At 62.0% G+C, this 26,623-nt stretch carries 26 protein-coding genes and 1 riboswitch; of the genes, 7 read left to right on the top strand and 19 right to left on the bottom strand.

What is annotated here, in order from left to right:
* Positions 1 to 2 precede the first annotated feature (2 nt).
* Both GDV60_RS08235 and GDV60_RS08230 read left to right on the top strand, forming a co-directional pair.
* Complete coding sequence (locus GDV60_RS08235) at positions 3 to 392, top strand: YbaN family protein (protein WP_029292443.1); 390 nt, start codon at positions 3 to 5, stop codon at positions 390 to 392.
* A 270-nt stretch (positions 393 to 662) separates the two neighbouring features.
* Positions 663 to 4,133 carry a PAS domain-containing hybrid sensor histidine kinase/response regulator gene (locus tag GDV60_RS08230; protein ID WP_159906840.1) on the top strand — a complete coding sequence of 1,157 codons (3,471 nt, stop codon included), beginning with the start codon at positions 663 to 665 and terminating at the stop codon, positions 4,131 to 4,133.
* Between the two features lie 247 nt (positions 4,134 to 4,380).
* On the opposite strand, the gene rmuC is transcribed toward GDV60_RS08230, so the two are convergent.
* Positions 4,381 to 5,745, bottom strand: a complete 1,365-nt coding sequence (gene rmuC / locus GDV60_RS08225) for a DNA recombination protein RmuC (protein ID WP_167362643.1) — start codon at positions 5,743 to 5,745, stop codon at positions 4,381 to 4,383.
* 175 nt (positions 5,746 to 5,920) lie between these two features.
* The gene (locus tag GDV60_RS08220) at positions 5,921 to 6,244 is read right to left on the bottom strand and encodes a sel1 repeat family protein (protein WP_029292437.1); all 324 of its coding nucleotides are present in this window, start codon (positions 6,242 to 6,244) and stop codon (positions 5,921 to 5,923) included.
* 456 nt (positions 6,245 to 6,700) lie between these two features.
* Between GDV60_RS08220 and GDV60_RS08215 the strand changes: the two genes are divergently transcribed.
* The 4 genes from GDV60_RS08215 to GDV60_RS08200 all read left to right on the top strand — a co-directional run bounded on the left by GDV60_RS08215 (position 6,701) and on the right by GDV60_RS08200 (position 9,888).
* Complete coding sequence (locus GDV60_RS08215) at positions 6,701 to 7,006, top strand: hypothetical protein (RefSeq protein ID WP_029292434.1); 306 nt, start codon at positions 6,701 to 6,703, stop codon at positions 7,004 to 7,006.
* Between the two features lie 475 nt (positions 7,007 to 7,481).
* Positions 7,482 to 7,706, top strand: a complete 225-nt coding sequence (locus tag GDV60_RS08210) for a hypothetical protein (protein WP_007898912.1) — start codon at positions 7,482 to 7,484, stop codon at positions 7,704 to 7,706.
* Positions 7,707 to 7,984: 278 nt separating this feature from the next.
* Positions 7,985 to 8,467, top strand: a complete 483-nt coding sequence (locus GDV60_RS08205) for a hypothetical protein (RefSeq protein WP_092234485.1) — start codon at positions 7,985 to 7,987, stop codon at positions 8,465 to 8,467.
* Positions 8,468 to 8,613: 146 nt separating this feature from the next.
* The gene (locus GDV60_RS08200; protein WP_159906838.1) at positions 8,614 to 9,888 is read left to right on the top strand and encodes an OmpP1/FadL family transporter; all 1,275 of its coding nucleotides are present in this window, start codon (positions 8,614 to 8,616) and stop codon (positions 9,886 to 9,888) included.
* Positions 9,889 to 9,953: 65 nt separating this feature from the next.
* On the opposite strand, the gene GDV60_RS08195 is transcribed toward GDV60_RS08200, so the two are convergent.
* The 13 genes from GDV60_RS08195 to cobO all read right to left on the bottom strand — a co-directional run bounded on the left by GDV60_RS08195 (position 9,954) and on the right by cobO (position 21,221).
* Entirely contained in the window at positions 9,954 to 10,505 is a 552-nt protein-coding gene (locus tag GDV60_RS08195; RefSeq protein ID WP_159906836.1) for a glutathione peroxidase, read from the bottom strand.
* Positions 10,506 to 10,655: 150 nt separating this feature from the next.
* Complete coding sequence (locus GDV60_RS08190; protein ID WP_169872029.1) at positions 10,656 to 11,855, bottom strand: MFS transporter; 1,200 nt, start codon at positions 11,853 to 11,855, stop codon at positions 10,656 to 10,658.
* 62 nt (positions 11,856 to 11,917) lie between these two features.
* Entirely contained in the window at positions 11,918 to 12,322 is a 405-nt protein-coding gene (locus GDV60_RS08185; protein WP_159906834.1) for a MarR family winged helix-turn-helix transcriptional regulator, read from the bottom strand.
* A gap of 42 nt (positions 12,323 to 12,364) precedes the next feature.
* On the bottom strand, positions 12,365 to 13,093 hold the full coding sequence (locus GDV60_RS08180) for an adenosylcobinamide-GDP ribazoletransferase (RefSeq protein WP_159906832.1): 729 nt from the start codon (positions 13,091 to 13,093) through the stop codon (positions 12,365 to 12,367).
* Positions 13,093 to 13,668, bottom strand: coding sequence for an alpha-ribazole phosphatase family protein (cobC, locus tag GDV60_RS08175; protein ID WP_159906830.1), 576 nt, complete (start codon positions 13,666 to 13,668; stop codon positions 13,093 to 13,095). Before cobC ends, GDV60_RS08180 begins: the two co-directional genes overlap by 1 nt.
* Positions 13,665 to 14,720 (bottom strand): nicotinate-nucleotide--dimethylbenzimidazole phosphoribosyltransferase, encoded by a 1,056-nt coding sequence (gene cobT / locus GDV60_RS08170; RefSeq protein WP_159906828.1) that lies wholly within the window; start codon positions 14,718 to 14,720, stop codon positions 13,665 to 13,667. Before cobT ends, cobC begins: the two co-directional genes overlap by 4 nt.
* A complete protein-coding gene (gene cobU, locus GDV60_RS08165; protein ID WP_159906826.1) occupies positions 14,717 to 15,238 on the bottom strand; it encodes a bifunctional adenosylcobinamide kinase/adenosylcobinamide-phosphate guanylyltransferase in 522 nt (173 codons plus the stop codon). The genes cobT and cobU overlap by 4 nt, the downstream gene beginning before the upstream one ends.
* 10 nt (positions 15,239 to 15,248) lie before the next feature.
* A complete protein-coding gene (locus GDV60_RS08160; RefSeq protein WP_159906824.1) occupies positions 15,249 to 16,700 on the bottom strand; it encodes a cobyric acid synthase in 1,452 nt (483 codons plus the stop codon).
* Positions 16,697 to 17,686, bottom strand: coding sequence for a threonine-phosphate decarboxylase CobD (gene cobD / locus GDV60_RS08155; protein ID WP_159906822.1), 990 nt, complete (start codon positions 17,684 to 17,686; stop codon positions 16,697 to 16,699). The genes GDV60_RS08160 and cobD overlap by 4 nt, the downstream gene beginning before the upstream one ends.
* Positions 17,679 to 18,587 (bottom strand): adenosylcobinamide-phosphate synthase CbiB, encoded by a 909-nt coding sequence (gene cbiB, locus GDV60_RS08150; RefSeq protein WP_159906820.1) that lies wholly within the window; start codon positions 18,585 to 18,587, stop codon positions 17,679 to 17,681. Before cbiB ends, cobD begins: the two co-directional genes overlap by 8 nt.
* Positions 18,584 to 19,234 (bottom strand): 5,6-dimethylbenzimidazole synthase, encoded by a 651-nt coding sequence (gene bluB / locus GDV60_RS08145; RefSeq protein WP_159906818.1) that lies wholly within the window; start codon positions 19,232 to 19,234, stop codon positions 18,584 to 18,586. The genes cbiB and bluB overlap by 4 nt, the downstream gene beginning before the upstream one ends.
* The gene (locus GDV60_RS08140; RefSeq protein WP_159906816.1) at positions 19,231 to 20,613 is read right to left on the bottom strand and encodes a cobyrinate a,c-diamide synthase; all 1,383 of its coding nucleotides are present in this window, start codon (positions 20,611 to 20,613) and stop codon (positions 19,231 to 19,233) included. The genes bluB and GDV60_RS08140 overlap by 4 nt, the downstream gene beginning before the upstream one ends.
* Entirely contained in the window at positions 20,610 to 21,221 is a 612-nt protein-coding gene (gene cobO / locus GDV60_RS08135) for a cob(I)yrinic acid a,c-diamide adenosyltransferase (RefSeq protein WP_029292407.1), read from the bottom strand. The genes GDV60_RS08140 and cobO overlap by 4 nt, the downstream gene beginning before the upstream one ends.
* A 79-nt stretch (positions 21,222 to 21,300) precedes the next feature.
* Positions 21,301 to 21,549: riboswitch (cobalamin riboswitch) on the bottom strand.
* Positions 21,550 to 21,648: 99 nt separating this feature from the next.
* On the opposite strand from cobO, the gene GDV60_RS08130 reads away from it, so the two are divergent.
* Positions 21,649 to 22,962, top strand: a complete 1,314-nt coding sequence (locus GDV60_RS08130) for a sorbosone dehydrogenase family protein (protein ID WP_159906814.1) — start codon at positions 21,649 to 21,651, stop codon at positions 22,960 to 22,962.
* 130 nt (positions 22,963 to 23,092) lie between these two features.
* Here GDV60_RS08130 and GDV60_RS08125 read toward each other — a convergent pair whose 3' ends face one another.
* The 4 genes from GDV60_RS08125 to GDV60_RS08110 all read right to left on the bottom strand — a co-directional run bounded on the left by GDV60_RS08125 (position 23,093) and on the right by GDV60_RS08110 (position 26,613).
* Positions 23,093 to 23,632, bottom strand: coding sequence for a C40 family peptidase (locus GDV60_RS08125; RefSeq protein WP_159906812.1), 540 nt, complete (start codon positions 23,630 to 23,632; stop codon positions 23,093 to 23,095).
* A gap of 144 nt (positions 23,633 to 23,776) precedes the next feature.
* Positions 23,777 to 24,406, bottom strand: coding sequence for a C40 family peptidase (locus GDV60_RS08120; RefSeq protein ID WP_159906810.1), 630 nt, complete (start codon positions 24,404 to 24,406; stop codon positions 23,777 to 23,779).
* A 213-nt stretch (positions 24,407 to 24,619) separates the two neighbouring features.
* The gene (hda, locus tag GDV60_RS08115) at positions 24,620 to 25,324 is read right to left on the bottom strand and encodes a DnaA regulatory inactivator Hda (RefSeq protein WP_029292403.1); all 705 of its coding nucleotides are present in this window, start codon (positions 25,322 to 25,324) and stop codon (positions 24,620 to 24,622) included.
* Positions 25,325 to 25,539: 215 nt separating this feature from the next.
* Positions 25,540 to 26,613, bottom strand: coding sequence for an AI-2E family transporter (locus tag GDV60_RS08110; protein ID WP_133714206.1), 1,074 nt, complete (start codon positions 26,611 to 26,613; stop codon positions 25,540 to 25,542).
* Positions 26,614 to 26,623 lie beyond the last annotated feature (10 nt).

Here is a 26,623-nt window from a genome sequence, read left to right as displayed (position 1 = left end):
CCATGGGCAACCGCTCGCCGATTGTGCGCTACGCGCTACTGGCCATTGGCTGGTTGAGCGTGGTGCTCGGCGTGATCGGAATCTTCTTGCCAGTCTTGCCGACCACCCCCTTCCTGCTCCTGGCTGCCGGCTGTTTTGCCCGCAGTTCACCGCGCTTTTATGCGTGGCTGGTCAACCATCCGCGCCTGGGTCCCTGGATTCGGGATTACCTGGATGGCAACGGTATCCCTCTCAAAGGCAAGGTGTACGCCATCGGCCTGATGTGGCTGAGCATCGGCCTGTCCTGCTACCTGGTGCCTATGCCCTGGGCACGCGGGTTCATGTTGACCAGTGCGGTGCTGGTGACGATCTATATCCTGCGCCAGAAAACCCTGCCACCACGATCCAACTGACCCGTGGCGAGGGGGCTTGTCCCCCGTTGGGCTGCGCAGCAGCCCCAATATAAGCCCCACCGAGGAGTGTCAGGCACACCGAGGGGGATGGTTTTGGGGCTGCTGCGCAGCCCAACGGGGGACAAGCCCCCTCGCCACGACAGCACCGCCCATCCACCCCTGCATGACAGCACCTACCCGACCTTCGTCGACACTGACTAACCCCGAGCATCATGCGAGACTGTCGCCCCGGGCCTGGAATGCCTGGGTGTTCTTATGTCCGGAGTCCTCATGACGCTGTCCAGCGGGCTGATCGCCGCCGTTGCCCTGGCCTATATGGCCATTATGTTTGCCATCGCCTTCTACGGTGACCGCCGCCACGCGCCGCTGCCGCCACGGGTGCGTGCGTGGGTGTATAGCCTGTCGCTGGCGGTGTACTGCACCAGTTGGACCTTCTTCGGCGCCGTAGGCCAGGCCGCCGAACAATTGTGGGCTTTTTTACCGATCTACCTGGGACCCGTACTGCTGCTGGTACTCGCGCCCTGGGTCCTGCAGAAAATGGTGCTGATCAGCAAGCAGGAAAACATCACCTCCATCGCCGACTTCATCGCCGCGCGCTATGGCAAATCCCAGTCACTGGCGGTGGTGGTGGCGCTGATCTGCCTGGTAGGTGTGCTGCCTTATATTGCCCTGCAACTCAAAGGCATCGTGCTGGGGGTCAACCTGCTGATTGGCGCCGGCGCCGATGCCACCGGCACACGGGCCCAGGATACCGCCCTGATTGTGTCCCTGGTGCTGGCGCTGTTCACCATTGTGTTCGGCACGCGCAACCTCGACGCCACGGAGCACCACCGTGGCATGGTCCTGGCGATTGCCTTTGAATCCCTGGTCAAGCTGTTCGCATTTCTCGCCGTCGGCGCGTTTGTCACCTACGGCCTGTACGACGGTTTCAACGACCTGTTCAGCCAGGCAATGCTCGCGCCGAGGCTGGAGGAGTACTGGAAGGAGACGGTCAACTGGCCATCCATGGTGGTGCAGACCGGCGTGGCGATGATGGCAATTATCTGCCTGCCCCGGCAGTTCCACGTCACCGTGGTGGAGAATATCGAGCCCCAGGACCTGCGCCTGGCCAAATGGGTGTTCCCGGCCTACCTGGTGCTGGCTGCGCTGTTTGTGGTGCCGATTGCCCTCGGCGGCAAGATGCTGCTGCCAAGCTCGGTGCTACCGGACTCCTACGTGATCAGCCTGCCCCTGGCCGAAGCCCATCCGGCCTTGGCGCTGCTGGCATTTATCGGCGGTGCTTCGGCGGCGACCGGCATGGTCATCGTCGCGAGCGTGGCGCTGTCGACCATGGTCTCCAACGATATGCTGTTGCCCTGGCTGCTGCGTCGCACCAACGCCGAGCGCCCGTTCGAAGTCTTCCGCCACTGGATGCTCTCGGTACGCCGGGTCAGCATCGTGATTATTCTGCTGCTGGCCTATGTGAGTTATCGCCTGCTCGGCTCCACCGCGAGCCTGGCGACCATCGGCCAGATTGCCTTTGCCGCCGTGACCCAACTGGCGCCTGCAATGCTCGGCGCGCTGTACTGGAAGCAGGCCAACCGTCGCGGCGTGTTTGCCGGCCTGGCGGCGGGCACGTTCCTGTGGTTCTACACCCTGGTGCTGCCAATTGCCGCCCATAGCCTGGGTTGGTCGCTGAATATCTTCCCTGGCCTCTCCTGGCTGCACGGCAACCCGCTGGGGCTGCCGATCACGCCGCTGACCCAAGGGGTTGTGCTGTCCCTGGCCGGTAACTTCACTCTGTTTGCCTGGGTCTCGGTCCTCTCGCGCACTCGGGTATCAGAGCATTGGCAGGCCGGGCGGTTTATCGGCCAGGAAACCAGCCAGCGCGCCAGCGCCCGCTCCATGTTATCGGTGCAGATCAATGATCTGTTGAGCCTGGCGGCGCGCTTTGTCGGCGAGGAACGGGCGCAACAGAGCTTCATCCGCTTCGCCTACCGCCAAGGCAAGGGCTTTAACCCCAACCAGAATGCCGACAACGACTGGATCGCCCACACCGAGCGGCTGCTGGCAGGCGTACTGGGTGCCTCATCCACGCGGGCGGTGGTGAAAGCAGCGATTGAAGGCCGCGAAATGCAGCTGGAGGACGTAGTCCGTATCGCTGACGAAGCCTCCGAAGTGCTGCAGTTCAACCGGGCACTGTTGCAAGGTGCAATCGAGAACATCACCCAGGGCATCAGCGTGGTGGATCAGTCCCTCAAGCTGGTGGCCTGGAACCGCCGCTACCTGGAACTGTTCAACTACCCCGACGGATTGATCAGTGTCGGGCGGCCGATTGCCGACATTATTCGCTACAACGCCGAGCGCGGCCTGTGCGGCCCCGGTGAGGCCGAAGTCCACGTGGCGCGACGCCTGCACTGGATGCGCCAGGGCCGCGCGCATACCTCGGAACGGCTGTTTCCCAACGGCCGCGTGATCGAGCTGATCGGCAACCCGATGCCGGGCGGCGGGTTTGTCATGAGTTTCACCGACATCACCGCCTTCCGCGAGGCCGAACAGGCCCTGACCGAGGCCAATGAGGGCCTGGAACAGCGCGTCACCGAGCGCACCCATGAGCTGTCGCAACTCAACCTCGCGCTGACCGACGCCAAAGGCGTGGCCGAATCGGCCAACCAATCGAAAACCCGCTTCCTTGCTGCGGTCAGCCATGACCTGATGCAGCCGCTCAACGCTGCGCGGCTGTTCTCGGCCGCCCTCTCCCACCAGAGCGAAGGATTGTCCGGCGAGGCTCGGCAGTTGGTGCACCACTTGGACAGTTCGCTGCGCTCGGCCGAAGACCTGATCAGCGATTTGCTGGATATCTCGCGCCTGGAAAACGGCAAGATCAATCCCCAGCGCCAGCCGTTTGCCTTGAGTGAACTGTTCGATGCCCTGGGCGCAGAGTTCAAGGTGCTGGCCCAGGAACAAGGCTTGCGCTTCCGCCTGCGTGGCAGCCGCTTGCGCATCGACAGTGATATCAAGCTGCTGCGGCGCATCCTGCAGAATTTCCTGACCAACGCCTTCCGTTATGCCCACGGCCCAGTGCTGCTGGGTGTAAGACGGCGTCGCGGTGAGCTGCGCCTGGAGGTGTGGGACCGTGGACCGGGGATTCCACTGGATAAGCAGAAAGTGATCTTCGAAGAGTTCAAGCGCCTGGACAGCCACCAGACCCGTGCCGAGAAGGGCCTGGGGCTGGGCCTGGCGATTGCCGACGGGTTGTGCCGGGTACTCGGCCACCGCTTGCGCGTGCGCTCATGGCCGGGCAAAGGCAGTGTGTTCAGCGTCAGCGTGCCACTGGCCAAGGCGCAAACCAGCTTGCCGCTACCGGTCACACCGGACAAGGGCCTGCCACTGAGCGGCGCCCAGGTGCTGTGCGTGGACAACGAAGACAGCATCCTGATTGGCATGCGCAGCCTGTTGAGTCGTTGGGGCTGCCAGGTCTGGACCGCACGCGACCAGGCGCAATGCGCGGCGTTGCTGGCCGAGGGCATGCGCCCGCAATTGGCACTGGTGGATTACCACCTGGACCACGGCGAGACGGGCACCGAGTTGATGGGCTGGTTGCGCGCGCAACTGGCAGAGCCGATTCCAGGGGTGGTGATCAGCGCCGACGGCCGGCCAGAGATGGTGGCCGAGGTGCATGCAGCGGGTTTGGATTACCTGGCCAAGCCAGTCAAGCCAGCGGCGTTGCGGGCGCTGCTGAACCGGCATTTGCCGCTGTAGCTTGTGGGCGCTTTAAACCCAAGCCGATAGGGCTGCTGTGGCGAGCGGGCTTGTCGGAACGCCGTATCGCCCGCGTTGGGTGGCGCAGCCGCCCCAAAACCTGCCGGCTCGGTATGTCTTAAACAACCGCGATGCCTGGGGTGGGGCTGCTGCGCAGCCCAGCGCGGGGCAAGCCCGCTCGCCACAGGGAGAGTCATCAGTTTCTGAACGTTGTGTAGATACCCGATGCCACATTTGGGCTCTGCGTTTAGTCAGGTAACTGTGCGACGCCATCTTCATCGGTCATCGCTTTCTCCAACAGGTCGGACGGCAAGCCTTTGCTCGCGCGCGCGCCCAGCAGCTTCAACTGCTCGACCCGGCTGACCAGATTGCCGCGACCATCTGTGAGCTTATTGCGCGCTGCACTGTAAGCCTTATCCAGCTGCTGTAATCGATTGCCCACTTCGTCCAGGTCCTGGATAAACAGCACGAACTTGTCGTACAGCCAGCCGGCGCGCTCGGCGATTTCCCGGGCGTTCTGGCTTTGCCGCTCCTGCTTCCACAGGCTGTCGATCACGCGCAGGGTCGCCAGCAAGGTGGTTGGGCTGACAATCACGATATGCCGGTCGAAGGCTTCCTGGAACAGGTTGGGCTCGGCCTGCAACGCGGCGGAAAATGCTGCTTCGATGGGCACGAACAACAACACGAAATCCAGGCTATGCAGGCCTTCCAGACGCTTGTAGTCCTTGCCGGCCAAGCCTTTTACATGGTTGCGCAACGACAGCACGTGCTGCTTGAGAGCGACCTGGCCGATCACCTCGTCATCGGCCGCCACGTACTGCTGGTAGGCCGTCAGGCTGACCTTGGAGTCCACCACCACCTGCTTGTCGCCAGGCAACATGATCAACACGTCCGGCTGGAAGCGCTCGCCATCCGGGCCCTTGAGGCTGACTTGGGTCTGGTACTCGCGGCCCTTCTCCAGGCCGGCATGTTCCAGCACCCGCTCCAGAATCAACTCACCCCAGTTACCCTGGGTTTTCTGCCCCTTGAGGGCGCGGGTGAGGTTGGTGGCTTCGTCCGACAGGCGCAGGTTCAATTGCTGCAGGCGCTCCAGCTCCTTGGCCAGGGAAAAACGCTCGCGCGCCTCGTTCTGATAGCTTTCTTCCACACGCTTTTCGAACGATTGGATGCGCTCTTTCAACGGATCGAGCAATTGCCCCAGGCGCTGCTGGCTGGTCTCGGCAAACCGCTGTTCGCGCTCATCGAAGATTTTCCCGGCCAGTTCGGCGAACTGCGCACGCAACTCGTCCCGCGAGCCTTGCAGGTCATTGAGGCGCTGTTGATGGCTGTCTTGCTGCTCCCGCAGTTCGGCACGCAGGGAGGCCGACAAGGCGTCCAGGCGGCGCAGTTCGCCTTCCTTGGCGCTGCGCTCGATGTTCCAGGCATGAGCGGCATCACGCGCATTGTCGCGGTCGATCTGCAGCAACTCGACTTCCCGGCGCACAGCGGCCAGATCTGCCTGCTTGGCAGCATTGGCCTGGCTCAGGTCGCTGATCTCGTCACGGCTGGCGTCCAGTTGCGCGGCCAGGCCTTCCTGGGCCATCTGCGCCGTCGCCAGGCGCTCCTCCAGCAGTTCCCAACCGGCGCTGCGTGCATTCAGGCGGCGCTGGATCTGCCAGCATAGGACCGACAGAGGCAACGCCGCAGCGGCGAGACCCAGTGCAACACTGGTCCAGTCAAAAGCCATAGCCATTCCTGCCATTACGGTAAAAGAGGAAGGTTAACCAAGCGGGCGCTTCGTGGACAGCTCAGTCTTTGATCTGGCCCAGTTCACGCTGAGCGCCCACGTCGCCGGCACGGGCGGCCTGGCGCAGAAGGTCGTGGCCGATGCGGCGGTCTCGGGCATTGCCGCACTCACGACACATCAACAGGCCCAGGCGGCTCTGTGCCACAACCACCCCTTCACGGGCCGGCTGCTTGAGCAAACGCCCGGCAAAATGCTTGATATTGGGGTGATCGCCAATGCGTGGGCTATCCAACAGCCACAAGGCGACTTTCAAGGAGAAGCGCTTGGGTGCGGTAACACTTGGAGGGTTGTCGGTAACAGAAGATGATACTGAGCGAAACTTCATAAAGCACTGTAGGGCAGAACGGAAGGCGCGCCACTCTACTCCTTTTTTCGTACGGGTAAAGCTGAAAAAAACCTGCACGCCCGTTCTAGAGCAAGCGCTTGGGACAATCCACAGAAGCTGTGGATAACTCAGTGGACAACCGTGCTTTAACTCGCGCAAAGGCCCATGGAACGGGGGCCGCGCTTAAACTGACGATTTTTTCACCAATAAAAAAAAGCCAGATTTTTCATTGACTTAAATTTTCGATGCAGGCATTCACGGGCCAATCCGGCGCAGCACCTTCCCGGTGACACACTGCGCAACCAATGTGCACAACTACCTGCCTGACGGTTATATCCCGCACTTTTGTGGCCCGAGGGCACAACAAAACGTTACGGGCGACACACAAGGGCCACTTTTCAAACGTGCCTGCGCTCGCCACACTGTTCGCCCTACAGCAAGGAGGTGCGCCACTTCATGAAAGGAATCCTGGTGTTCGCGTTATTGCTGTTCGCCGTTTGTGTGATTTCCCTGGGCACCAATGCCGTGCTGCCATCCCCCGACGGCGCGCTGTTTGCCATCGCCATCCTGTTGTCGGCCGCTTTCACGGCGGTCAGTTTGTGTATCGAGCTGGGTGACGGACGGGTCAACGACCTGCGCGATGTAGTGAAAGTCATCGAAACCGGTCAATCCCTGCGCTTGACCCTCGCCGCCTATGCACTGGGCTGTTCATTGGCCGCAGCGTCCACGGTGCTGATTTATCGCGGGCTGATGGGCGGCTGATTGAAGTATTTTTGCTAACACACTTGCTTTAGCTGTTTCAAGCCATTAGTATCCGCAGCGTTAGTACCAAGCTGAAAGTCAATTCTGGTCGAACTAATCCCCGCGACGTAGCTTCCCTAAAGAGAAGTTCTGTCAATCTTGATGGGATCGACCACCTCGATGGTTTCCAGGTATCACTTGCGACGACACTGCCTTTGAACAATGCAAAGGGTGTCGCGAAGTATCCATACTCTGACCGAACCAACCTGCAAATTGATCAGGATCTTCACCCTGGGCCCAGAACCTTTGCCCCTGTTGTGTTGCCTGCCCTCCTAAGTACCTACCTGCCAGCCCAAGCGCGCCAAACTATTTAGCGCTTCAAACTGGCTGCTTTGTTCCAGTCGGGTTCTTCGCATGATCAATGGTGATCAGCGTCACTGGAACGTTTTAACGTTGCACGGTTCTTATCCGTGTCATTTGTAGGAACACCAATAATATGTCCACTCAAATCCATACTCAGGATGCCATTCGCACCCTAACCAATGCTTTTGCTCCAATGAACTGCCTGATCATGGCCGCTCGCAAAGGCTGCTTCAGCTTCACCCTGGTCAACGAACACGGCATCGCTCGTCATAGCGAACGCCTGTACCCCGATCAATACTCCAGCGCAGAACCGCTGCAGGCCGTGATCGAGCGTACCCGTCAGGCACTGGTTGCCTGATTGACCCGACGCTGAACATCGAAAACCCTGCCCGCAAGGCAGGGTTTTTTATTGCCCGCGATTCGGCTTTTTTAGCGGTTCCCCTTAGGCCAAACAGATATAACGCTTATAACCCGTAGCCGGAAATATTTTAAAAACAGTCCTTTACGTCGTGAATCTGACACTACACTTCAACTCAGGCGGCATGTCCCGCCTCCGGCGAGCCTGAGATCCGATTCACCGCTGCCAAGCCCCCCTTCTCAGGCCTCGTCGACCACTTTTACGGTTTCGAGGGTTTTATGGGCATTGCCGCCGGCGAGTTGTGTCGTTATGTGATCCGACCCACGTTGATTTACCTGGGCCGCCACAGCCAGACCGCAGAAACCCTGCTGCTGGGGGTTGCCGCCAGCCAATCGGAACTGGGCTCTGCCTTGCACGACAGGCGCGGCCACGGCCTGTATCGCATTACCGAACCGCGCCACAGGGCCCTGTGGGACGACTACCTGGCCCTCGACCCAGAGCGCGCCAGCCTGGTGCGTGGCCTCGCCAGCCAACATGCTTTCCTCAGCGGGCCGCAACTGGAGCTGACGGTCAACCTGCGCTACGCCACCGCCATCGCCTGGCTGCTGGTGGAGCAACATCGCCCCGAACTCCCCCAGCCCGACGACTTGCTCGCCATGGCCCGTATCTGGAAAGAAATTTTTCACCCCCAGGGCCGGCTGCGCGATTACACCCTGGCCTGGCAAACCTGTGTAAACCCAATGAATCAGGTCGCCTGCTGATCGGGCACTTTGCAAGATTCGGCAAAAATCGGCAATTTTGGTCGGATTGTCCTACAAAAACGCTCTATCTCCTACATTACAGCCTATAGCGCTGCGTTAATTTTATTGGTACTTTCCGCAGCGGTGATCACCTCGGAGTTCTAATAATGAAAAAAGTAATGCTCAAGACCACACTTAGCCTCGCCGTTGCCATGGCCTCTTCCCAACTGTTCGCAAGCGGCTTTGCCCTCAACGAACAAAGCGTCAGCGGTATGGGTACCGGTTTCGCAGGCCGTTCTTCTTCTGCCGATGATGCAAGCACTGTTTATGGTAACCCTGCCGGTATGGCTCGCCTTGAAGGCCAGCAAGTTACAGGCGGTGTTGCGGCGATTGATGCGTCCACTGATATCAAAGATGTCAGCGGTCGCTCCCGCGGCACCAACAAGGGCGACATGGTCCCCTTCACGGCGGTACCGTTCGGCTTCTACACCAACAAACTCAATGACCAGTGGGCAGTCGGCTTTGGTGTGTACGCACCGTTCGGTCTGATTACCGACTACGAAAGAGGCTATCAGGGCCGTGGCTTTGGCAGCAAAAGTGAAGTGCAAGTCATCACTTTCCAGCCGACCGTCAGCTATGCCTTCAACGACCGGGTTTCCGTCGGTTTTGGCCCAACCTTCAACCGCATTGCCGGCACCCTGGAATCCGAGCTGACCCTCAACCCGGCTGTGCCAGATACCAAGATCAAGATCAAGGGTGACGATACTGCCATTGGCTTCAACGCCGGCGTATTGGTCCAGGCGACCGATACCACCCGCGTCGGCCTGACCTACCACTCGAAGGTCAAGTACAAGCTTGAAGGCCACACCGAAGTCAACGCGCCTACTGCTACCTCCAGCGCCCTGGCAACCGGCCGTTATGACGCGTCGCTGAAAATCGACACGCCTGAATCCTGGGATCTGTCGGTGACCCAGGACATGAACGACGCCTGGAAGCTGTATGCCGGTGCTACCTGGACTCGCTGGAGCCGCCTGAAGGACATCACCGTCAACAACAAAGGCGTGACAGCAGCCGGTGGCGGCCTCGCCCCAGGTCTTGTGGGCACCATCAAGGAAGATCAGAACTGGCACGACACCTGGGCTTATGCCGTGGGCACCTCGTACCAGCTGACCAAGCAGGTTGTATTGCGCACCGGCCTGACCTTCGACCAGTCGCCAACCAACAACGCTGATCGTTCGCCGCGTATCCCTACCGGCGACCGGACCATCTTCAGTGTTGGCCTGGGCTACGCGGTCATGGATAACATGACCATCGACCTGGCCTACTCCTACCTCAAGGAAGAAGAAGTCAGCGTCAACCGCTCCAACGCTCTAGCAAGCTACAACGCCAAGTACAAAAACAGCGCCAACGGTTTTGGCCTGGGCATGACGTACAAGTTCTGATCCAACGCTGCATAAAAAAGCCCCGCTCTCCTGCAAAGGAGGCGGGGCTTTTTAGTGGCCGATAATCAGGGCTTGGAAGCCAGCGCCTGCTCCACGGCCTCGATCAGCTCCGGGCTGTCCGGCTTGGTCAGGCTGGAGAAGCTGGCGATTACCTTGCCCTGGCGGTCCACTACGTATTTGTAGAAATTCCACTTCGGTGCGTTGCTCTGCTCGGCCAGGACCTTGAACAGGTGTGCCGCATCGGGGCCCCTGACCTTCTGTGGCTCGGTCATGGTGAAAGTCACGCCGTAGTTCACATAGCAAACCTTGGCGGTCTCTTCGCCCGTCTTGGCTTCCTGCTTGAAGTCATCGGAAGGCACGCCAATCACTTCCAGGCCGTCGCCCTTGTAGCGCTGATACAACGCCTCCAGGCCTTTGAACTGCGGGGCAAATCCACAGAAACTGGCGGTATTGACGATCACCAGAGGCTTGCCGGCAAAACGCTGGCACAGGTCGATGGACTCCTTGGCGCGTAACTTCGGCAACTGGCCTTCAAGCAACGACGGACAATCGGCGGCCATGGCGACACCGCCAAAAGCCATCATCAGGGCGGGTACTGCGAGCCAGCGCATCAACATGTCGAGATTCCTTGGACAGAGTCAGACAAGCAACCTAACAGATCGCCATGCCCAGTTGCATCAACGCCAGCCCGCTGCGCTGCCAACCCCACCAGGCCAGCAGCAACAGCGTCAGCAGCCCGGCTGCGCCAAACCAGTATCCGAGCGAGTTCATGCCACCCCCATCTGCGCCTGCAGCCTTGCTACCGGTCGCTCACGCACCGGCCAGTTCAGGGCGGCCGCGACCAGGCTCAGGACAATCGCCACCTGCCAGATCAAATCGTAGTTGCCCGTTCGATCATAGACCACGCCACCCAGCCAACCGCCCAGGAACGAACCTAGCTGATGAAACAGGAACACAATCCCACCCAGCATCGACAGGTTTCTGACGCCGAACAAGGTCGCCACCGTACCGTTGGTCAGCGGTACGGTCGACAGCCACAAAAAGCCCATGGCCATGCCGAACAGGTAGGCGCTCATCTGTGTCACCGGCGCCCACAGGAACAGCACAATCACCACCGCCCGCAGCAGGTACAACGCCGTGAGCAAGCGTGGCTTGGACATCCGCCCACCGAGCCAGCCTGCCGTGTAGGTGCCGAAGATATTGAACAGGCCGATCAGCGCCAGCACCGTAGTGCCGACGGTCGCCGGCAGATGCTGGTCCACCAGGTACGCCGGCAAGTGCACGCCGATAAACACCACCTGGAAACCGCAGACAAAAAAACCGAAGGCCAGCAACCAGAACCCGGAATGGGAACAGGCTTCCTGCAAGGCCTCGCGCAGGGTTTGCTGACCAGCCATGACCGGTAGCGGGCGATCCTTGATCATCGTCACCAGTGGCACAATCAGCGCCACCAGCAGGCCCAGCACCAGCAAGGCCGCGGACCAGCCCAGCCAGCCGATCAGGCCCAGGGTGCCCGGCAACATGGCGAACTGGCCGAAAGAACCGGCAGCACTGGCAATGCCCATGGCCATGCTGCGTTTTTCCGGGGCCACGGCACGCCCTACCACGCCGAGGATCACCGAGAACGAGGTGCCGGACAGGCCGATACCAATCAGCAAGCCGGCACTCAAGGACAGCGACCACGCCGAATCGGACAAGCCCATGAACACCAGGCCCAAGGCATACAGCACGCCACCGATCATCACCACTTTGGCCGCGCCAAAGCGGTCGGCCAGGGCCCCGGTAAACGGCTGCGCCAGGCCCCAGATCAGGTTTTGCAAAGCGATGGCAAAGGCAAAGGTTTCACGGCCCCAGCCGAATTCGGCGCTCATGGGCGCCAGGAACAGGCCAAAGCCATGCCGCACGCCCAGGGAAAGCGCCAGGATCAGCGCACTCCCGACAAGAATCCAGCCACTGGTACGCCACATCGAGGTCATTATTATTCTCCGCTCACGGGTATATACCCGCTTGTGTTCGAACAAACCCGCGTTTAAGCGAGTTCGTCCAGCAAGGCCAACAGGGTTTCGCGTTTTTGTACGCCCAATTTATCGATCAATTTTTGCTGCGCCGCTTCCCAGGCCGGCAACGCGGCCGCCAGGCGCTGCTGGCCTTCCTCGGTGAGCATTACCAGGCGATTGCGCAGATCATCGCCCTCGACCAACCGAACCAGGCCTTCACCCTCCAGCACCCGCAGGTTACGCCCCAGGGTGCTGCGGTCCAGGCCCATGGCATCGGCCAGGCTGGAAATGCTCGGCTGGTCCAGGCGCTGCAGATTACACAGCAAGGAATACTGGGCGACGTTGATCCCGAAGCCATCGAGGGCGCCGTCGTAGTACCTGCTGACGCCACGGGCGGCACGACGCAGGTTGGTGCATAAACATTGGGAGGCAAGCATGGAACGTGTATATACCCGCGATTAAGGAAATGCAAGAAAGTGTTACAGAGCCAGGCCGATCAACACTGCCACTTCGAGCAGCTCCAGCAAGGCGCCGGCCGTGTCACCGGTGGTGCCGCCCAGTCGATTGATCATCACTTGGCGCAGCCCCATAAAGCAGATGGCAGCGAGCAGGACGGCGATCCCACCGCTGAAACCACCGATCAACACACAGGCCAGACCGGTAAGGATCAGTACCTGTTGCCCGACAATCCGCGGCAAATGGTCGGCCAGCGCCTGGCCCAGTCCCCCGGCACGCACATAGCGCGTTGTGAGGAACAACGCCAGCAGCGAACCGCGCCCGATCAACGGCGCAAGAATCAATGCCGCACCGTTGTGCTGCTCGATCAAGGCCACCAGGGCAGTGAACTTGAGCAGCAGCACCAGCCCCAAGGTGACCACGGCAATCGGGCCGCTGCGCGGGTCCTTCATGATGGTCAGGGTGCGTTCGCGATCGCCAAAGCCACCCAGCCACGCATCGGCACTGTCCGCCAGGCCATCCAGGTGCAGGCCGCCACTGAGCAGCACCCACGCCGTCAGCAGCAGGGCCGCGTGCAGCAGCAACGGCGCGCCCAACAACAGCGTGTTCAAGCCCCACAGCAGTAGCCCGAACAGCAGCCCCACCAACGGATAAAACAACAGCGAACGCCCCAGTTCCTGCGGTTGCGGCATGCCCGGCAGGCGGATCGGCAAGCTGCTGAGAAACTGCAAGGCAATCCAGAAGGGCAACATCAGGCGCCCTCGCTCAATACGCCATCGGCCTCGACCCGCAGGCTGAACAAGCCGCCGTGCCCCACCTCGACATTCAATAATTGTTCACGGGGCAAGCCACGGGCTTGGGCCAGCAATAAACGCATGACACCACCATGGCTGATCAGCAGCACCCGTTGCCCGGCGTACAGCTGATGCAGGCGTAGGACAGCGCCGCGTACACGCCGGGAAAACCCTTCGACAGGCTCGCCATCCGGCGGCGTAAAGCTATACGGGTCAGCCCAGAACAGCCCGAGTGCCTCGGCGTCGGTTTCCATCAACTTCGCCGCGCTCTGCCCTTCCCAGGCACCGAAATACAGCTCCTGCAGATCCGGCTCCAAGCTCACCGGCAAATGCAGCCGTGCGCCCAACTCTTCAGCAAAACGCGCGCAACGCTGCAGCGGCGAACTGACCAGGCGATCCCACGGCCCGCGCGCCAGCACCGCCTCGCGCATCTGCGTCCAGCCCTTGGCAGTCAGCGCATCATCCAGGCTGCCGCGCAAGCCGCCGTCCAGTTCGGTTTCGCCATGGCGCAGCAGGTCCAGGTGCAAGGTCATGCCGGGCGATCCGCCACTGCCGCCTCAGCAAACGTCGCCATCTGCCCGTGCAACGCACAAGCCAGGCGCAGCAGTGGCACCGCCAGCGCCGCACCACTGCCCTCGCCCAGGCGCAGGCCCAGCTCCAGCAGCGGCTGGGCTTGCAGGCTTTGCAGCGCGTGGCGATGGCCCGGCTCGGCGCCCCGGTGGCCGAACAACAGCCATGGCCGGCAGGACGGGTTCAGGCGCGTGGCGACCAGCGCCGCGACGGTGCAGATAAACCCGTCGACCAGCACCACCACACCCGCCTGGGCGCAAGCCAGATAGGCCCCAACCAACCCGGCGATCTCCAGGCCACCAAGATTAAACAGGGTCTGCAACGGATCACCGCGGTGCCCGGCATGCAAGGCCAGGGCGCGCTCGATCACCGCTACTTTGTGGCTCACACCCTGGGCATTCAGGCCGGTGCCGGGGCCGGTCAGGTCGCTGACCTGGCAATCGAGCAACGCACAGGCCAGCGCACTGGCGGCAGTGGTGTTGCCGATGCCCATCTCGCCACCAATAAACAGCTGCGCACCGGCGTTGATCGCCCGCTGCACACTGTCACGCCCCGCCGCCAGGGCCAGTTGGCCCTGAGCCTCTGTCATGGCCGCGCCCAGCACGAAATTGGCCGTGCCCGGGGCGATATTCAGGTGGCGCACGCCCGGCAGGTCCAGGGACGGCGTGACAGTGCCCAGGTCCACCACTTCCAGCCGCGCATCCAGTTGGCGGGCCAATACGCTGATCGCCGCGCCACCACTGACAAAGTTATGCAGCATCTGCCCGGTGACTTCCTGGGGATAGGCCGACACACCTTCGGCGACCACACCGTGATCACCGGCAAAGATGGCGATCCACACGTGCTCGAGCGTCGGTTTGACCCGGCCCTGCAAACCGGCCAATTGCACCGCCAGCGCCTCCAGTTGCCCCAGGGACCCGGCGGGCTTGGTCAGTTGTTGCTGGCGGGCCAGGGCTTGTTCATAGGCCGCGGCGTCCAGCGCCTTGCAGGGGTCCAGCCACCAGGATTGGCTCATAACGCAGTACCTTTCAAAGTCAGGGGCAGGCCCGCAACGGTCAGCACGACACGCTGACAACGCTCGGCCAGGGCTTGATGCAGCCAACCGGCTTCATCCACATAGCGGCGAGTCAATTCGCCCAGCGGCACGACACCCAGGCCGGTCTCGTTGCTGACAAAAATGATTTCCCCCGGCAGCGACGCCAGGCAGTCCAGCAGGTGTTCGCGCTCAATGTCCAGGCGCTGCGGGTCGTCGAGCATCAATAGGTTGGTGAGCCACAGGGTCAGGCAATCCACCAGCAGGCACTGGCCGGGGGCGGCGTGTTCGCGCAGGACCCGGGCCAGCTCAAGCGGTTCTTCGACCAGCCCCCAACTGCTTGGGCGACGCTGACGATGCAGGGCCACGCGCGCGTTCATTTCACCGTCCTGGGGTTGACTGGTGGCGATATACGTGACAGGCATGGCGCTGTCGCTGGCGAGTTTTTCAGCCAGGCGACTCTTGCCGGAACGGGCGCCGCCGAGGATCAGTTGCAACATGGTCAAACCCTCAAATCCCACATAACTGGCGCAGCAACCGGGTGTCCAGATGCTGCTCCACCAGGTCCGCCAGGCGCTCGATATCGCGCTCGCGCAAGCCGTGGTAATCCACCTCCTGCACATCCTGCAAACCGGCCCAGCGCAACAAGGCGCTGCACGCAGCGGGCGTTTCGAACAGGCCGTGCAGATAAGTGCCGAGGATCTGCCCGTCATCGCTACAGGCGCCGTCACTGCGACCGTCATCCAGGCGTACCGCCGGCTGCTCCAGGGCTATGCCACGGGTCACGCCGGCATGAATCTCATAACCGCTGACCGGCGCATCTTCCAGCACCAGCCGGCCACGCACATTGCGCAGTTGTTTCTCGGCTTCCAGGGTGGTGCTGAACGCCAACAGGCCCAGCCCCTCACTGGAGCCCGCAGTGCCTTCCAGGCCGAGCGGATCGTGGACCTGCTCACCCAGCATCTGCAGGCCGCCGCAGATCCCCAGGACCTTGCCGCCGTAGCGCAAGTGCCGGGCGATCGCACTGTCCCAGCCATTGGCGCGCAGGTAGGCCAAATCGCTGCGCACGCTTTTCGAGCCGGGCAGGATGATCAGGTCAGCGGCAGGGATCGCCTGCCCCGGCCCGACAAACTGCAAATCCACCTGGGGATGCAGGCGCAGTGGGTCAAAGTCGGTGTGATTGCTGATGCGCGGCAATACCGGCACCACCACTTTGAGCACCTGCGCCGCCTTGTCGATCTGGCGCTGATCGATGCCATCCTCGGCTTCCAGATGCAGGTCCATCACATAGGGCAGCACGCCGACCACCGGTTTGCCGGTGCGCGCTTCAAGCCAGTCGAGGCCCGGTTGCAGCAGCGCGATATCGCCGCGAAAGCGGTTGATGATAAAACCCTTGACCCGCGCCTGCTCCGACGGCGATAGCAACTCCAACGTGCCGACCAGGTGGGCGAATACCCCGCCGCGATTGATATCGGCAATCAGCAGCACAGGGCAATCCACCGCTTCGGCGAACCCCATGTTGGCGATGTCGTTGGCCCGCAGATTGATCTCGGCCGGGGAGCCAGCGCCTTCGACCATCACCACAGGGTAGGCCGCACTCAAGCGCGCATGGGAGGCCAGTACCGCCTGCATGGCGATGGCCTTGTAGTCGTGATAGGCCACGGCATTCATGCTGGTCACGGCATGGCCATGGATGATGACCTGGGAGCCGGTGTCGCTGTTGGGCTTGAGCAGCACCGGGTTCATATCGGTGTGCGGCGCCAGGTTGGCGGCCTGGGCCTGCACGGCCTGGGCACGGCCGATCTCGCCACCTTCTGCCGTGACGGCGCTGTTGAGCGCCATGTTTTGCGGCTTGAAGGGCACCACCGCCACGCCCTGGCGCACGACCCAGCGGCACAGCGCGGTCACCAAGGTGCTTTTGCCCGCGTCGGAGGTGGTGCCTTGCACCATCAAGGTGGTCATGAGGCGTGTTTCCAGGCAGTCAGGGCTTGTTCAAGGCGCAGCCAATCGGCGTCGGTCCCGGGCAGGCCAAAACGCAGGCTGCTGTCGTGGACAAACAGGCGCAGCAGGATGCCGCGCTGGGCCATGAACTCATGCAACTGCTCGGCACGATCGGCGATCAGCCACTGGAACAGCGCACAACCGCCTTGCGGGCGCAGGCCATACTGGTCCAGCAGATTGAACAGACGCTGGCTGGCTTCCTCGCAGCGTTGGCGCTGGTGGGCGTGGCCGGCGCTGTCACGCAGGCAGACCTGGCCCAACTCCCGGGTCGGCCCGCTGACCGCCCACGGCCCGACCTGTTCGGCCAGCAGCTTGAGCAGCTTGCGCTCGGTCAGGACGAAGCCCAGGCGCACCCCGGCCAGGCCGAAAAACTTGCCGAAGGAGCGCAACACAATCAACCCCACTTGGTTAGCCTGGCTTGCCAGGCTCAAGTGCGGGGTGTTGTCCATAAAGGCTTCATCCACCACCAGCCAGCCACCACGCTGGGCCAGCCGCGCATGCCAATCCAGCAGGCGCTGAGGGGTAAGGCTCAGGCCGGTTGGGTTATTGGGATTGACCACCACCAACACGTCGAGGCTGTCGAGGAAGAAGTCGACTTCCTGCTCCAGCACCTCACGCACGATGTAACCGGCGCGGCGCCAGGCTTCGGCATGCTCGGCATAGCACGGCGACAATACGCCGACCTTGCCCGCTCGGCGCAGGCGCGGCAGCAGTTGGATCGCCGCCTGGGAGCCCGCCACCGGCAACACCTGGGCGGCGCCGTAGTAGTCGCAGGCGGCCTGTTCCAGGCCGTCATCGGTCTCTGGCAAGCGCGCCCAGGCCCGTAACGGGATGGGTGGGATTGGCCAGGGCCAGGGCGCGAGGCCACTGGAAAGGTCCAACCAGTCTTCCTGGGCGATGCCGTACTGCATCGCGGCTTTGCGCAGCCGGCCACCATGTTCAAGCATAGAATTGCGCCCCCGCGCACAGGATCAACACCCACAACCACACGCCGCGCTGCACCAGTTGCCAGCCACGCTCGATGGAATCGGCATCGGCTGCTGGTCCTTCGCCGAGGACCGGACGCTGGTGCAATTCACCGTGATAAATCGCCGCACCGCCCAACTCGACGCCCAGGGCGCCAGCACCGGCGGCCATCACCGGGCCGGCATTCGGGCTGTCCCAGGTCGGGCCCTGGCGGCGCCAGCATTTGAGCGCCAGGCGCGTCTTGCCGAGCACGGCGTAGGTCAACGCCACCAGGCGCGCGGGAATGTAATTAAGCAGATCGTCAATTTTCGCCGCCGCCCAGCCGAAGCGTTCAAAGCGTTCGTTGCGATAGCCCCACATGGCATCCAGGGTATTACTCAGGCGGTACAGCACCACGCCCGGCACCCCGGCCACAACAAACCAGAACAGCGCGGCGAACACCGCGTCGCTGCCGTTTTCCAGCACCGACTCGGTGGCGGCACGCGCCACTTCAGTGCTGTCCAGTTCGCTGGTCTGGCGACTGACCAGGTAACTGACGCGCGTACGCGCCTCATCCAAGTCCCCACTGCGCAGGGCCTGGGCCACCGGCAACACGTGCTCCCCCAGGCTGCGCATGCCCAGGGCCAGGTACAACGCGAGGATCTCGATCACCCAGCCAAAGTAAGGCGCCCAGGACAACGCCGTGGCCAGCAAGGTCAGCGGTATCACGGTGATAAACCAGGCGGTCACGCCATGGCTGCGCCAGCCACGCCCTGCGGAGTTGAAACGCTGCTCGATGCGCCCGGCAAAATTGCCGAACGCCACCAGCGGATGCCAGCGCCTGGGCTCGCCCAGCAGCGCATCCAGCGCCACTGCCGCGACACTCAGCAAGGCCACACTCATTGACTCACTCCCCAATAATTCTCATACAGCATGTCACTCAACGGACGCGGTTCGGTCCAGCCTTCGAGTTGCAACATCGGTGCCGGGTAGAACGCCGTCACCGGGCCCAGGCACAGCACGGCCAGCGGCTTGGCGCCGGGCGGCAGGCCCAGCAGGTCGGCCAGGTCCTGGGGCTCGAACAACGACACCCAGCCCATGCCCAGGCCTTCGGCTCGGGAGGCCAGCCACAGATTCTGGATCGCGCAGGACAGCGAGGCCAGGTCCATTTCCGGCAACGTGCGCCGGCCGAAGATATGCCGCTCGCGATCATCCATCAACGCTGCCACCAACACTTCGGCGCAGTCGTTGATGCCTTCGACCTTGAGCTTCATAAAGTCGTCCGAGCGCTCGCCCAAGGCGGCCGCGGTGCGGATGCGCTCGGCTTCCACCAACTGCTGGATCTGCCCACGCAGGTTGCGGTCGCTGATGCGGATAAAGCGCCAAGGCTGCATCAGGCCGACACTGGGGGCCTGGTGCGCGGCGTGCAGCAGGCGCTGGAGCAGTTCGGGGGCCACGGTGCCGCCGCTGAAGTGGCGCATGTCGCGGCGTTCGGCGATGGCGCGGTAGATGGCCTGGCGCTCGGCTGCGGGGAAGGCGTTGTCGGTCATGGCCCTATCGCGGGCAAGCCCGCTCCTACAGTTGCAATGCAATCCCCTGTGGGAGCTGGCTTGCCGGCGATAGCGGCGTCCCGCTCGGGCGCAAACAGCGCAGCCACCGCAGCCGGGTTCGACGGGAAATAAAAGTGCACATAGGAGGCCGTCATCCGCCCCTGGCGATACACCGCCTCGGCACCGCGCCCGCCATTGGGGCTCATGCCACGGGCAATCGGCTGCCATTGCGTGCTGGTCAGGGAGTGATGATAGGTATGGCCGCGCAGCACGCCTTCCGGCAATTCCACCGTTTGCAGGGCCAGGGCCGCCAGGCGTTTCTGCATGACCGCATCGCCTTGCAACAGCCCCAGCAGTTCGGCGCGAGTGCCCTCGACATCGGTCAATGAGTCTAGCAAATAGAGCATGCCGCCACATTCGGCCAACAACGGCTTGCCGGCGGCGTGATGGCCACGGATCGCCTGCAGCATCGCGGTGTTTTGCGACAACGCCTGATGATGCAGCTCGGGGTAACCACCAGGCAGATAGAGGCTATCGGCATCGGGCAACAGTTGGTCATGGATCGGCGAAAAGAAGCGCAACTCGGCGCCCATCGCCCGCAGCAAGTCGAGGCTCGCGCCATAGGTGAACGCGAAGGCTTCATCACGGGCCACGGCAATCCGCACCCCGGCCAGCAAAGGTTCGGCCTCGATCAGCTCGGGTGCGGCGAACTCCACCGGCGGTGGCAGCGCTACCTCGCAACTGCCGGCCAGGGCTTCGGCGGCCGCATCCAGGCGCAGGTCCAGGTCGTTCAACTCGCTGGCCTGCACCAGGCCCAGGTGGCGGCTGGGCAACTCGATCCCGGTTTCCCGGGACAGTGCACCGTACCAACGCAGGCCTTCGGTCAGGCTGCCTTCAAGCAATTGCGCATGGCGCACGGTCCCGACGCGGTTGGCCAGGACCCCGGCGAACGGCAGGTCCGCCTGGTAACGCGCCAGCCCCAGCGCCAGGGCGCCAAAGGTCTGGGCCATGGCGGTGCCGTCGATCACCGCCAGTACCGGCACGCCAAAGTGGCGCGCCAGGTCGGCGCTGGAGGGGGTGCCGTCAAACAGCCCCATCACGCCCTCGATCAGGATCAGGTCCGCCTCCCCCGCGGCTTCCCACAACAAACGGCGACTTTCCTGCTCGCCCACCATCCACATGTCCAATTGATAGACCGGCGCGCCACTGGCGCGCTCATGGATCATCGGGTCGAGAAAGTCCGGGCCGCATTTGAATACCCGGACCTTGCGCCCCAGGTTGCGGTGCAAACGGGCCAGGGCGGCGGTGACAGTGGTTTTGCCCTGGCCTGACGCCGGTGCGGCGATCAGTACGGCTGGGCAATGGCGCGGCTGATTCAAAGTTCGATGCCTTTCTGTGCCTTGATACCGGCCTGGAACGCGTGCTTGAGCATGCCCATTTCGGTCACGGTGTCGGCCATTTCAATCAGTTCTGGCTTGGCGCCACGACCGGTGACCAGCACGTGCTGCATCGGTGGCCGGGCTTGCAGGTCGCTCAACACTTGGTCCAGGTCGAGGTAGCCGTGCTTGAGCGCGATGTTCAGCTCATCCAGCACCACCAGGCCGATGGACGGGTCCTGCAACATTTCCCGGGAGACTTGCCAGGCCGCTTCGGCGGCGGCGATATCGCGCTGGCGGTCCTGGGTTTCCCAGGTGAAGCCCTCGCCCATCACATGAAACCGCACCTGCTCGGGGAAACGGCGGAAGAACAGTTCTTCACCGGTGCTGTTACGGCCCTTGATGAACTGCACTACGCCGCATTGCATGCCGTGCCCCATGGCGCGGGCCAGCATGCCAAACGCCGAACTGCTCTTGCCTTTGCCATTGCCGGTCAATACCAGCAGCAAACCGCATTCATTCGGTGAATTGGCAATGCGCTCATCAATCACCGCTTTTTTGCGCAGCATGCGCGCCAGGTGGCGTTCGTCACGATCAGGGGAATCAGTCATGGCAGCTCTCCGTTGGGGCTGGACAAAAACGGCGGGCAGGAAAAGACAATTTCTATGAAGCCAAGCATCGCCCACCGTGATGCTGTTGGATGAATCAGGCCGGTCTCCGGGCTCATGAGTGGCGCCCTGTTGAGCAGGGCGGGCCGACGATGCGCCTTCCCATATCGCACGCGATACAGTGGCAAAAGCAGCGTCTTGACTCATTTACCGTTGCGGGGGCAGCGCCGGGATCGTGGCCGCACTGTAGAAAAGTGCGCGCCCTCACCGGCTTCCCTGTTTCACTCGATCGACGCGTACGCCACAGAGCACCTGAAACAAGCGGCGAAGGTTAGTGGGTTGGGGGTACAGCGTCAATTAAAGCCGGCCGCGCACTTGAACCATCGCCACGGGCCGTACCTCTATGACTACAGGCATTGAGGAGAAAAACATGCACAAGACCCGACTCGCCGTACTGATCATGGCCGCAGGCGCACTCGCCGCCTGCGGGGAAAGCTCAACGTTGCAGGTGTCCGACGGCACCGGGCCTTCGCCCAAGCTGCCGGAACCAAACAAAACCCTGATCCCCACTGTCAACATCGCCCCGGCCGTTGGCTGGCCCGATGGCGCCAAGCCCCAGGCCGCCGCGGGTACCCAGGTCGGCGCCTTCGCGGAAGGCCTGGACCACCCGCGCTGGCTGTATGTATTGCCCAATGGCGACGTGCTGGTGGCCGAGACCAACGCGCCGCCCAAGCCGGATGACTCCAAGGGCATTCGCGGCTGGGTCATGGAAAAGGTCATGGGCCGCGCCGGCGCGGGTGTGCCCAGCCCTAACCGCATCACCCTGCTGCGCGATGCCGACCATGATGGCGTGGCAGAAACCCGCACGGTCTTCCTGGAAAACCTCAACTCGCCCTTTGGCATGACCCTGGTGGGCAACGATCTGTATGTGGCCGATTCGGACAAGCTGCTGCGCTTCCCTTATCAACCGGGGGAAACCGCGATCAAGGCGCCAGGCACCAAGGTCATCGACCTACCGGGCGGCCCGCTGAACCACCACTGGACGAAGAACGTGGTGGCCAGCAAGGATGGCAGCAAGTTGTATGTGAGCGTCGGCTCTAACAGCAACGTCGGCGAAAACGGCCTGGAAGCCGAACAGGGCCGCGCTGCGATCTGGGAAGTCGATCGGGCCAGCGGCACACAGCGGATTTTTGCCTCCGGCCTGCGTAACCCCAACGGCATGGCCTGGGAGCCGCAAAGCGGCAAGCTGTGGACGGCGGTCAACGAGCGCGATGAAATCGGCAGCGACCTGGTGCCGGACTACATCACCTCGGTCAAGGATGGCGGCTTCTATGGCTGGCCGTTCAGTTACTACGGCCAACATGTGGATGTACGGGTCACGCCGCAGGACCCGGACATGGTGGCCAAGGCCATCGCGCCGGACTACGCCGTCGGGCCACACACCGCGTCCCTGGGACTGACCTTCGCAGAAGGCAACACGCTACCGGCACAATTTAGCCATGGCGCGTTTATCGGCCAGCATGGCTCGTGGAATCGCAAGCCGCACAGTGGCTACAAGGTGATCTTTGTGCCGTTCGAAGGCGGCAAGCCGAAGGGGCAACCGGTGGATGTGCTGACCGGGTTTCTCAACAGTGATGAGAAAGCCATGGGGCGGCCGGTGGGGGTGGTGATCGACCAGCAAGGCGGGCTGTTGGTGGCGGATGATGTGGGGAACAAGGTGTGGCGGGTGTCGGCTGTTAAATAAATAATTTGCCTCCCAAAAAACAACTGTGGGAGCGGGCTTGCCCGCGATGGCGGTGGATCAGCCAGGAATCTATCCACTGATACACCGCTATCGCGGGCAAGCCCGCTCCCACATTGGGTTATAGGCTGGCTTAAGGGTTACGCGCCAGGTGCTCGGCCGGCAACACGCGCTTGGCGCTCAGGTAGGCATTCTGCCAATAGGCCTTGGACAAGGTATCAAGCTTCACCGTACCGCCAGTTTGTGGCGCATGGACGAAGCGCCCTTCCCCTACATAGATGCCGGCATGGCTGACCTGCGAACCACCGCCCGTGGCAAAAAACAGCAGATCGCCGGTTTGCAGCGCATCTTCACGCACGTCCTGGGCACGCATCACGATCAACTCGCGAGTGGTGCGCGGCAGCGAGATGCCAGCAGCATCGCGGTAGACAAAACCAATCAGGCCGCTGCAATCAAACCCCGAGTCCGGCGTGTTGCCGCCCCAGCGATAAGGCGTGCCGACCAGGCCCAAGGCGCGAAACAGCACATCTTCGGCAACCGGCGAAAAGTTCTGGGTGGTGTAGTTGAATACCGGCTTGGGCTTGACGGCCACAGGCGCAGGTGGAGGACGGCTGGCGCAGGCACTGAGCAGCACGGCGCAGACAAGAAGAATTAGGCGGGCCGAGGTCGACATGGGCAGAACAATCCTGATCTGGATGCGGCTTTCGCTGCCGAACGCTGAAAACTAGACCGCGCAAGCAAGCTTGCGCGGTCAGGTTCGCAACAATATCTCAGGATTTTAGCGGTTACGCGTCAAACTTCAAGTATCACTTTAAGTTTACTTGCGAGCGGTAACGGTAGTCGGCGCCATCGCCAGTGCGCGCTTGGCTTCGATGAAGGTTTTGCTCCAGTAGCTGTCGCCCAGCTTATCGACCCGCACCCCACCGCTGCGGCGGCTGCTGGAGTGGATGAACTGGTCATCACCGAGGTAGATACCGGCGTGGCTGACACGACCACGGCCATTGGTACTGAAGAAAAGCAGATCGCCAGGCTTGAGGTTGTTCCGTGCGACCAACGGTGCATCCACGTTGATCATTTCGCGGGTGGAGCGCGGCAGGTTCATGCCGGCCTCTTCACGAAACAGATAACCGATAAAACCGCTGCAGTCGAAACCGGCTTCGGAAGTACCGCCGAAACGGTAGCGGGTACCGATCAGGGACATGCCGCGTTCGAGGATGCTGTCGGCCAGCAGTGGCAACTGATAAGGCTTGCTGCCGGCGAACTGGGCCAGTTCTTTTTCGGTCGCCACCTCTTCTTCATAAACAGAAGAAGACTGTGTTGCGACGAATTTGGCTTGATGTTGTTGCTGTGGCTTTTGCTGCTCGACCACCTGCTGGGGGTGGGTGGCGCAACCAAACAACAGGGTAACGAGTGCGAGAGGCACGAGGGGTGCGAAGCGATTTAGCATGGGCACGACCGTGGCTGATATGTAAAGAAGTCGAGACTATGCCTTCTATGACATCGATTTGCAAATTCAATCGTGATCTATGTGACTTCTTGTTTGACCTATGTCATCTAAGCCCTTAAACCCCATTTAGAGCCTTTTGCGTGGCCAGAGCGGCCCAAACGCAGGTTTTCTGGCGCCTGGATTTTGCCAGAAGCCCCGGTTTCAAAGGGCTGGCTACCAGCCGAGGGTCTCTTTGAGAAAGGGGATGGTGAGCTTGCGCTGGGCCTGCAGGGAGGCCTGGTCGAGCTGTTCGAGCAGGTCGAACAACGCGCTCATGCTGCGGGTGCCACGGGTAAGGATGAAATGCCCGACTTCATCGGTCAGGTGCAGGCCACGGCGCGATGCGCGTAGTTGCAAGGCACGCAGCTTGTCTTCATCGGACAACGGACGCATCTGGAAGATCAGCGCCAGGGTCAGCCGCGACTTCAGGTCCGCCAGCTTGACCGGCAGTTCCCGAGGCGAGGTTGACGCGGCAATCAACAGCCGCCGACCGCTGTCGCGCAGGCGGTTGAACAGATGGAACAGCGCCTCTTCCCAGTCCGCCCTGCCAGCGACCGCTTGCAGGTCATCCAGGCACACCAGTTCGTATTGCTCGAGGTTGTCGAGGATGCCGATGCCACGGTCCAGCAGTTCGGCCAACGGCAGGTAAACCGCCGGTTCACCCAACTGCTCAAAGCGCAGGCAGGCAGCCTGCAACAGGTGGGTACGCCCCACGCCGTCCTTGCCCCAGAGGTAGATCAGGCTTTCCGTCCACCCGGCGTCGGCTTCGCAGAGCCGCTCGACATAGCCGAGTGCAGCGGCATTGGCGCCTGGGTAGTAATTGATGAAGGTAGCGTCGTCACGCAGACGCACACCTAGGGGCAGCTGAATCGGTTTCATGCTGACTGAACGGCTCCAATCGAACCGTTAGTGGCCTCTGTGAAAAGTTTGCAAAGTTTATACCCGTGACGCCGGGCGCACAATGCAACAGACCACAAGCAAAATCAAAGGTTTGCGTTAACTCATTGGATTTTTTGGAGATTGTTTGACGCGATGGCTAAATGCCAAGCCCTGAAGACAACAAACCCGGCCTTGCGCCGGGTTTGTGATCAGCCTTACAACTGAGGGTCATCCGCGCCCGTGTACACGTCCGAATCCTTGTACACATCATGCACATGGCGCACCAGCACCATGATCACCGCCGCCACCGGCAGCGCCAGCAGGATGCCGGTAAAGCCGAACAGCTCGCCGCCCGCCAGGATCGCAAAGATCACGGCCACCGGGTGCAGGCCGATACGGTCGCCCACCAGCAACGGTGTCAACACCATGCCTTCCAGCGCCTGACCGACCATGAACACCGCGACAATCCCCAGCATCGGGTACAAGTCGCCGCCAAACTGGAACAGGCCGGCCACCAGCGCCGCGCCAATCCCGATGACAAAGCCCATGTACGGCACAATCGCCGCCAGGCCGGCAATCATGCCGATCAACAGGCCGAGCTCCAGGCCAATCGCCATTAGCCCGCCAGCATAGATAATCCCCAACGCCACCATCACCAACAACTGCCCACGAACGAAGGCACCCAGCACCTCGTGGCACTCCCCGGCCAGGGACACGATGCGCTCCTCACGATCACGGGGCAGCAGGCTGCGGATCTTGGCCATCATGATGTCCCAGTCGCGCAGCAGGTAGAACGCCACCACCGGGATCAGCACCAGGTTGGTCAGCCAGCCGATCAAGGCCAGGCTGGAGGCCGTGGCCTGGCTGAGGATGACCCCGACGATATCGGTGGTCTGGCCCATGTGCTCGCTGATCGCGGCCTTGACCTTGTCGAACTTCCAGAAGCCATCGGCCAGGCCAAGCTTGGACTGCGCCCAGGGCATGGCTGTGTGTTGCAGCCAGTCGAGCATCTGCGGCGCCAGCTCATACAGGCGGACCAGCTGCTTGGCCAGCATCGGCACCAGCACCAGCAACAGCGCCATGACGATCAGGGTGAACAGCGCAAATACCGCCACCACCCCCCAGGTTCGCGACAAACCGGCCTTTTCCAGGCGATCCACCACCGGATCGAACAGATAGGCCAACAGCAACGCGACCAGGAACGGCGTCAGGATCGAATGCAGCAAGAACACAAAGACGCACAGCAGGACAATCCCGCCAAGCCACACCCAACGACGCGTATCCGCCATAAACCACTCC

The sequence above is a fragment of the Pseudomonas sp. DTU12.1 genome (assembly GCF_009873475.1).
GTDB classification, from domain to species: domain Bacteria; phylum Pseudomonadota; class Gammaproteobacteria; order Pseudomonadales; family Pseudomonadaceae; genus Aquipseudomonas; species Aquipseudomonas proteolytica.
Note: the sequence above shows the minus strand (reverse complement) of the source record. Positions and strands in the feature narration are given on the sequence as shown.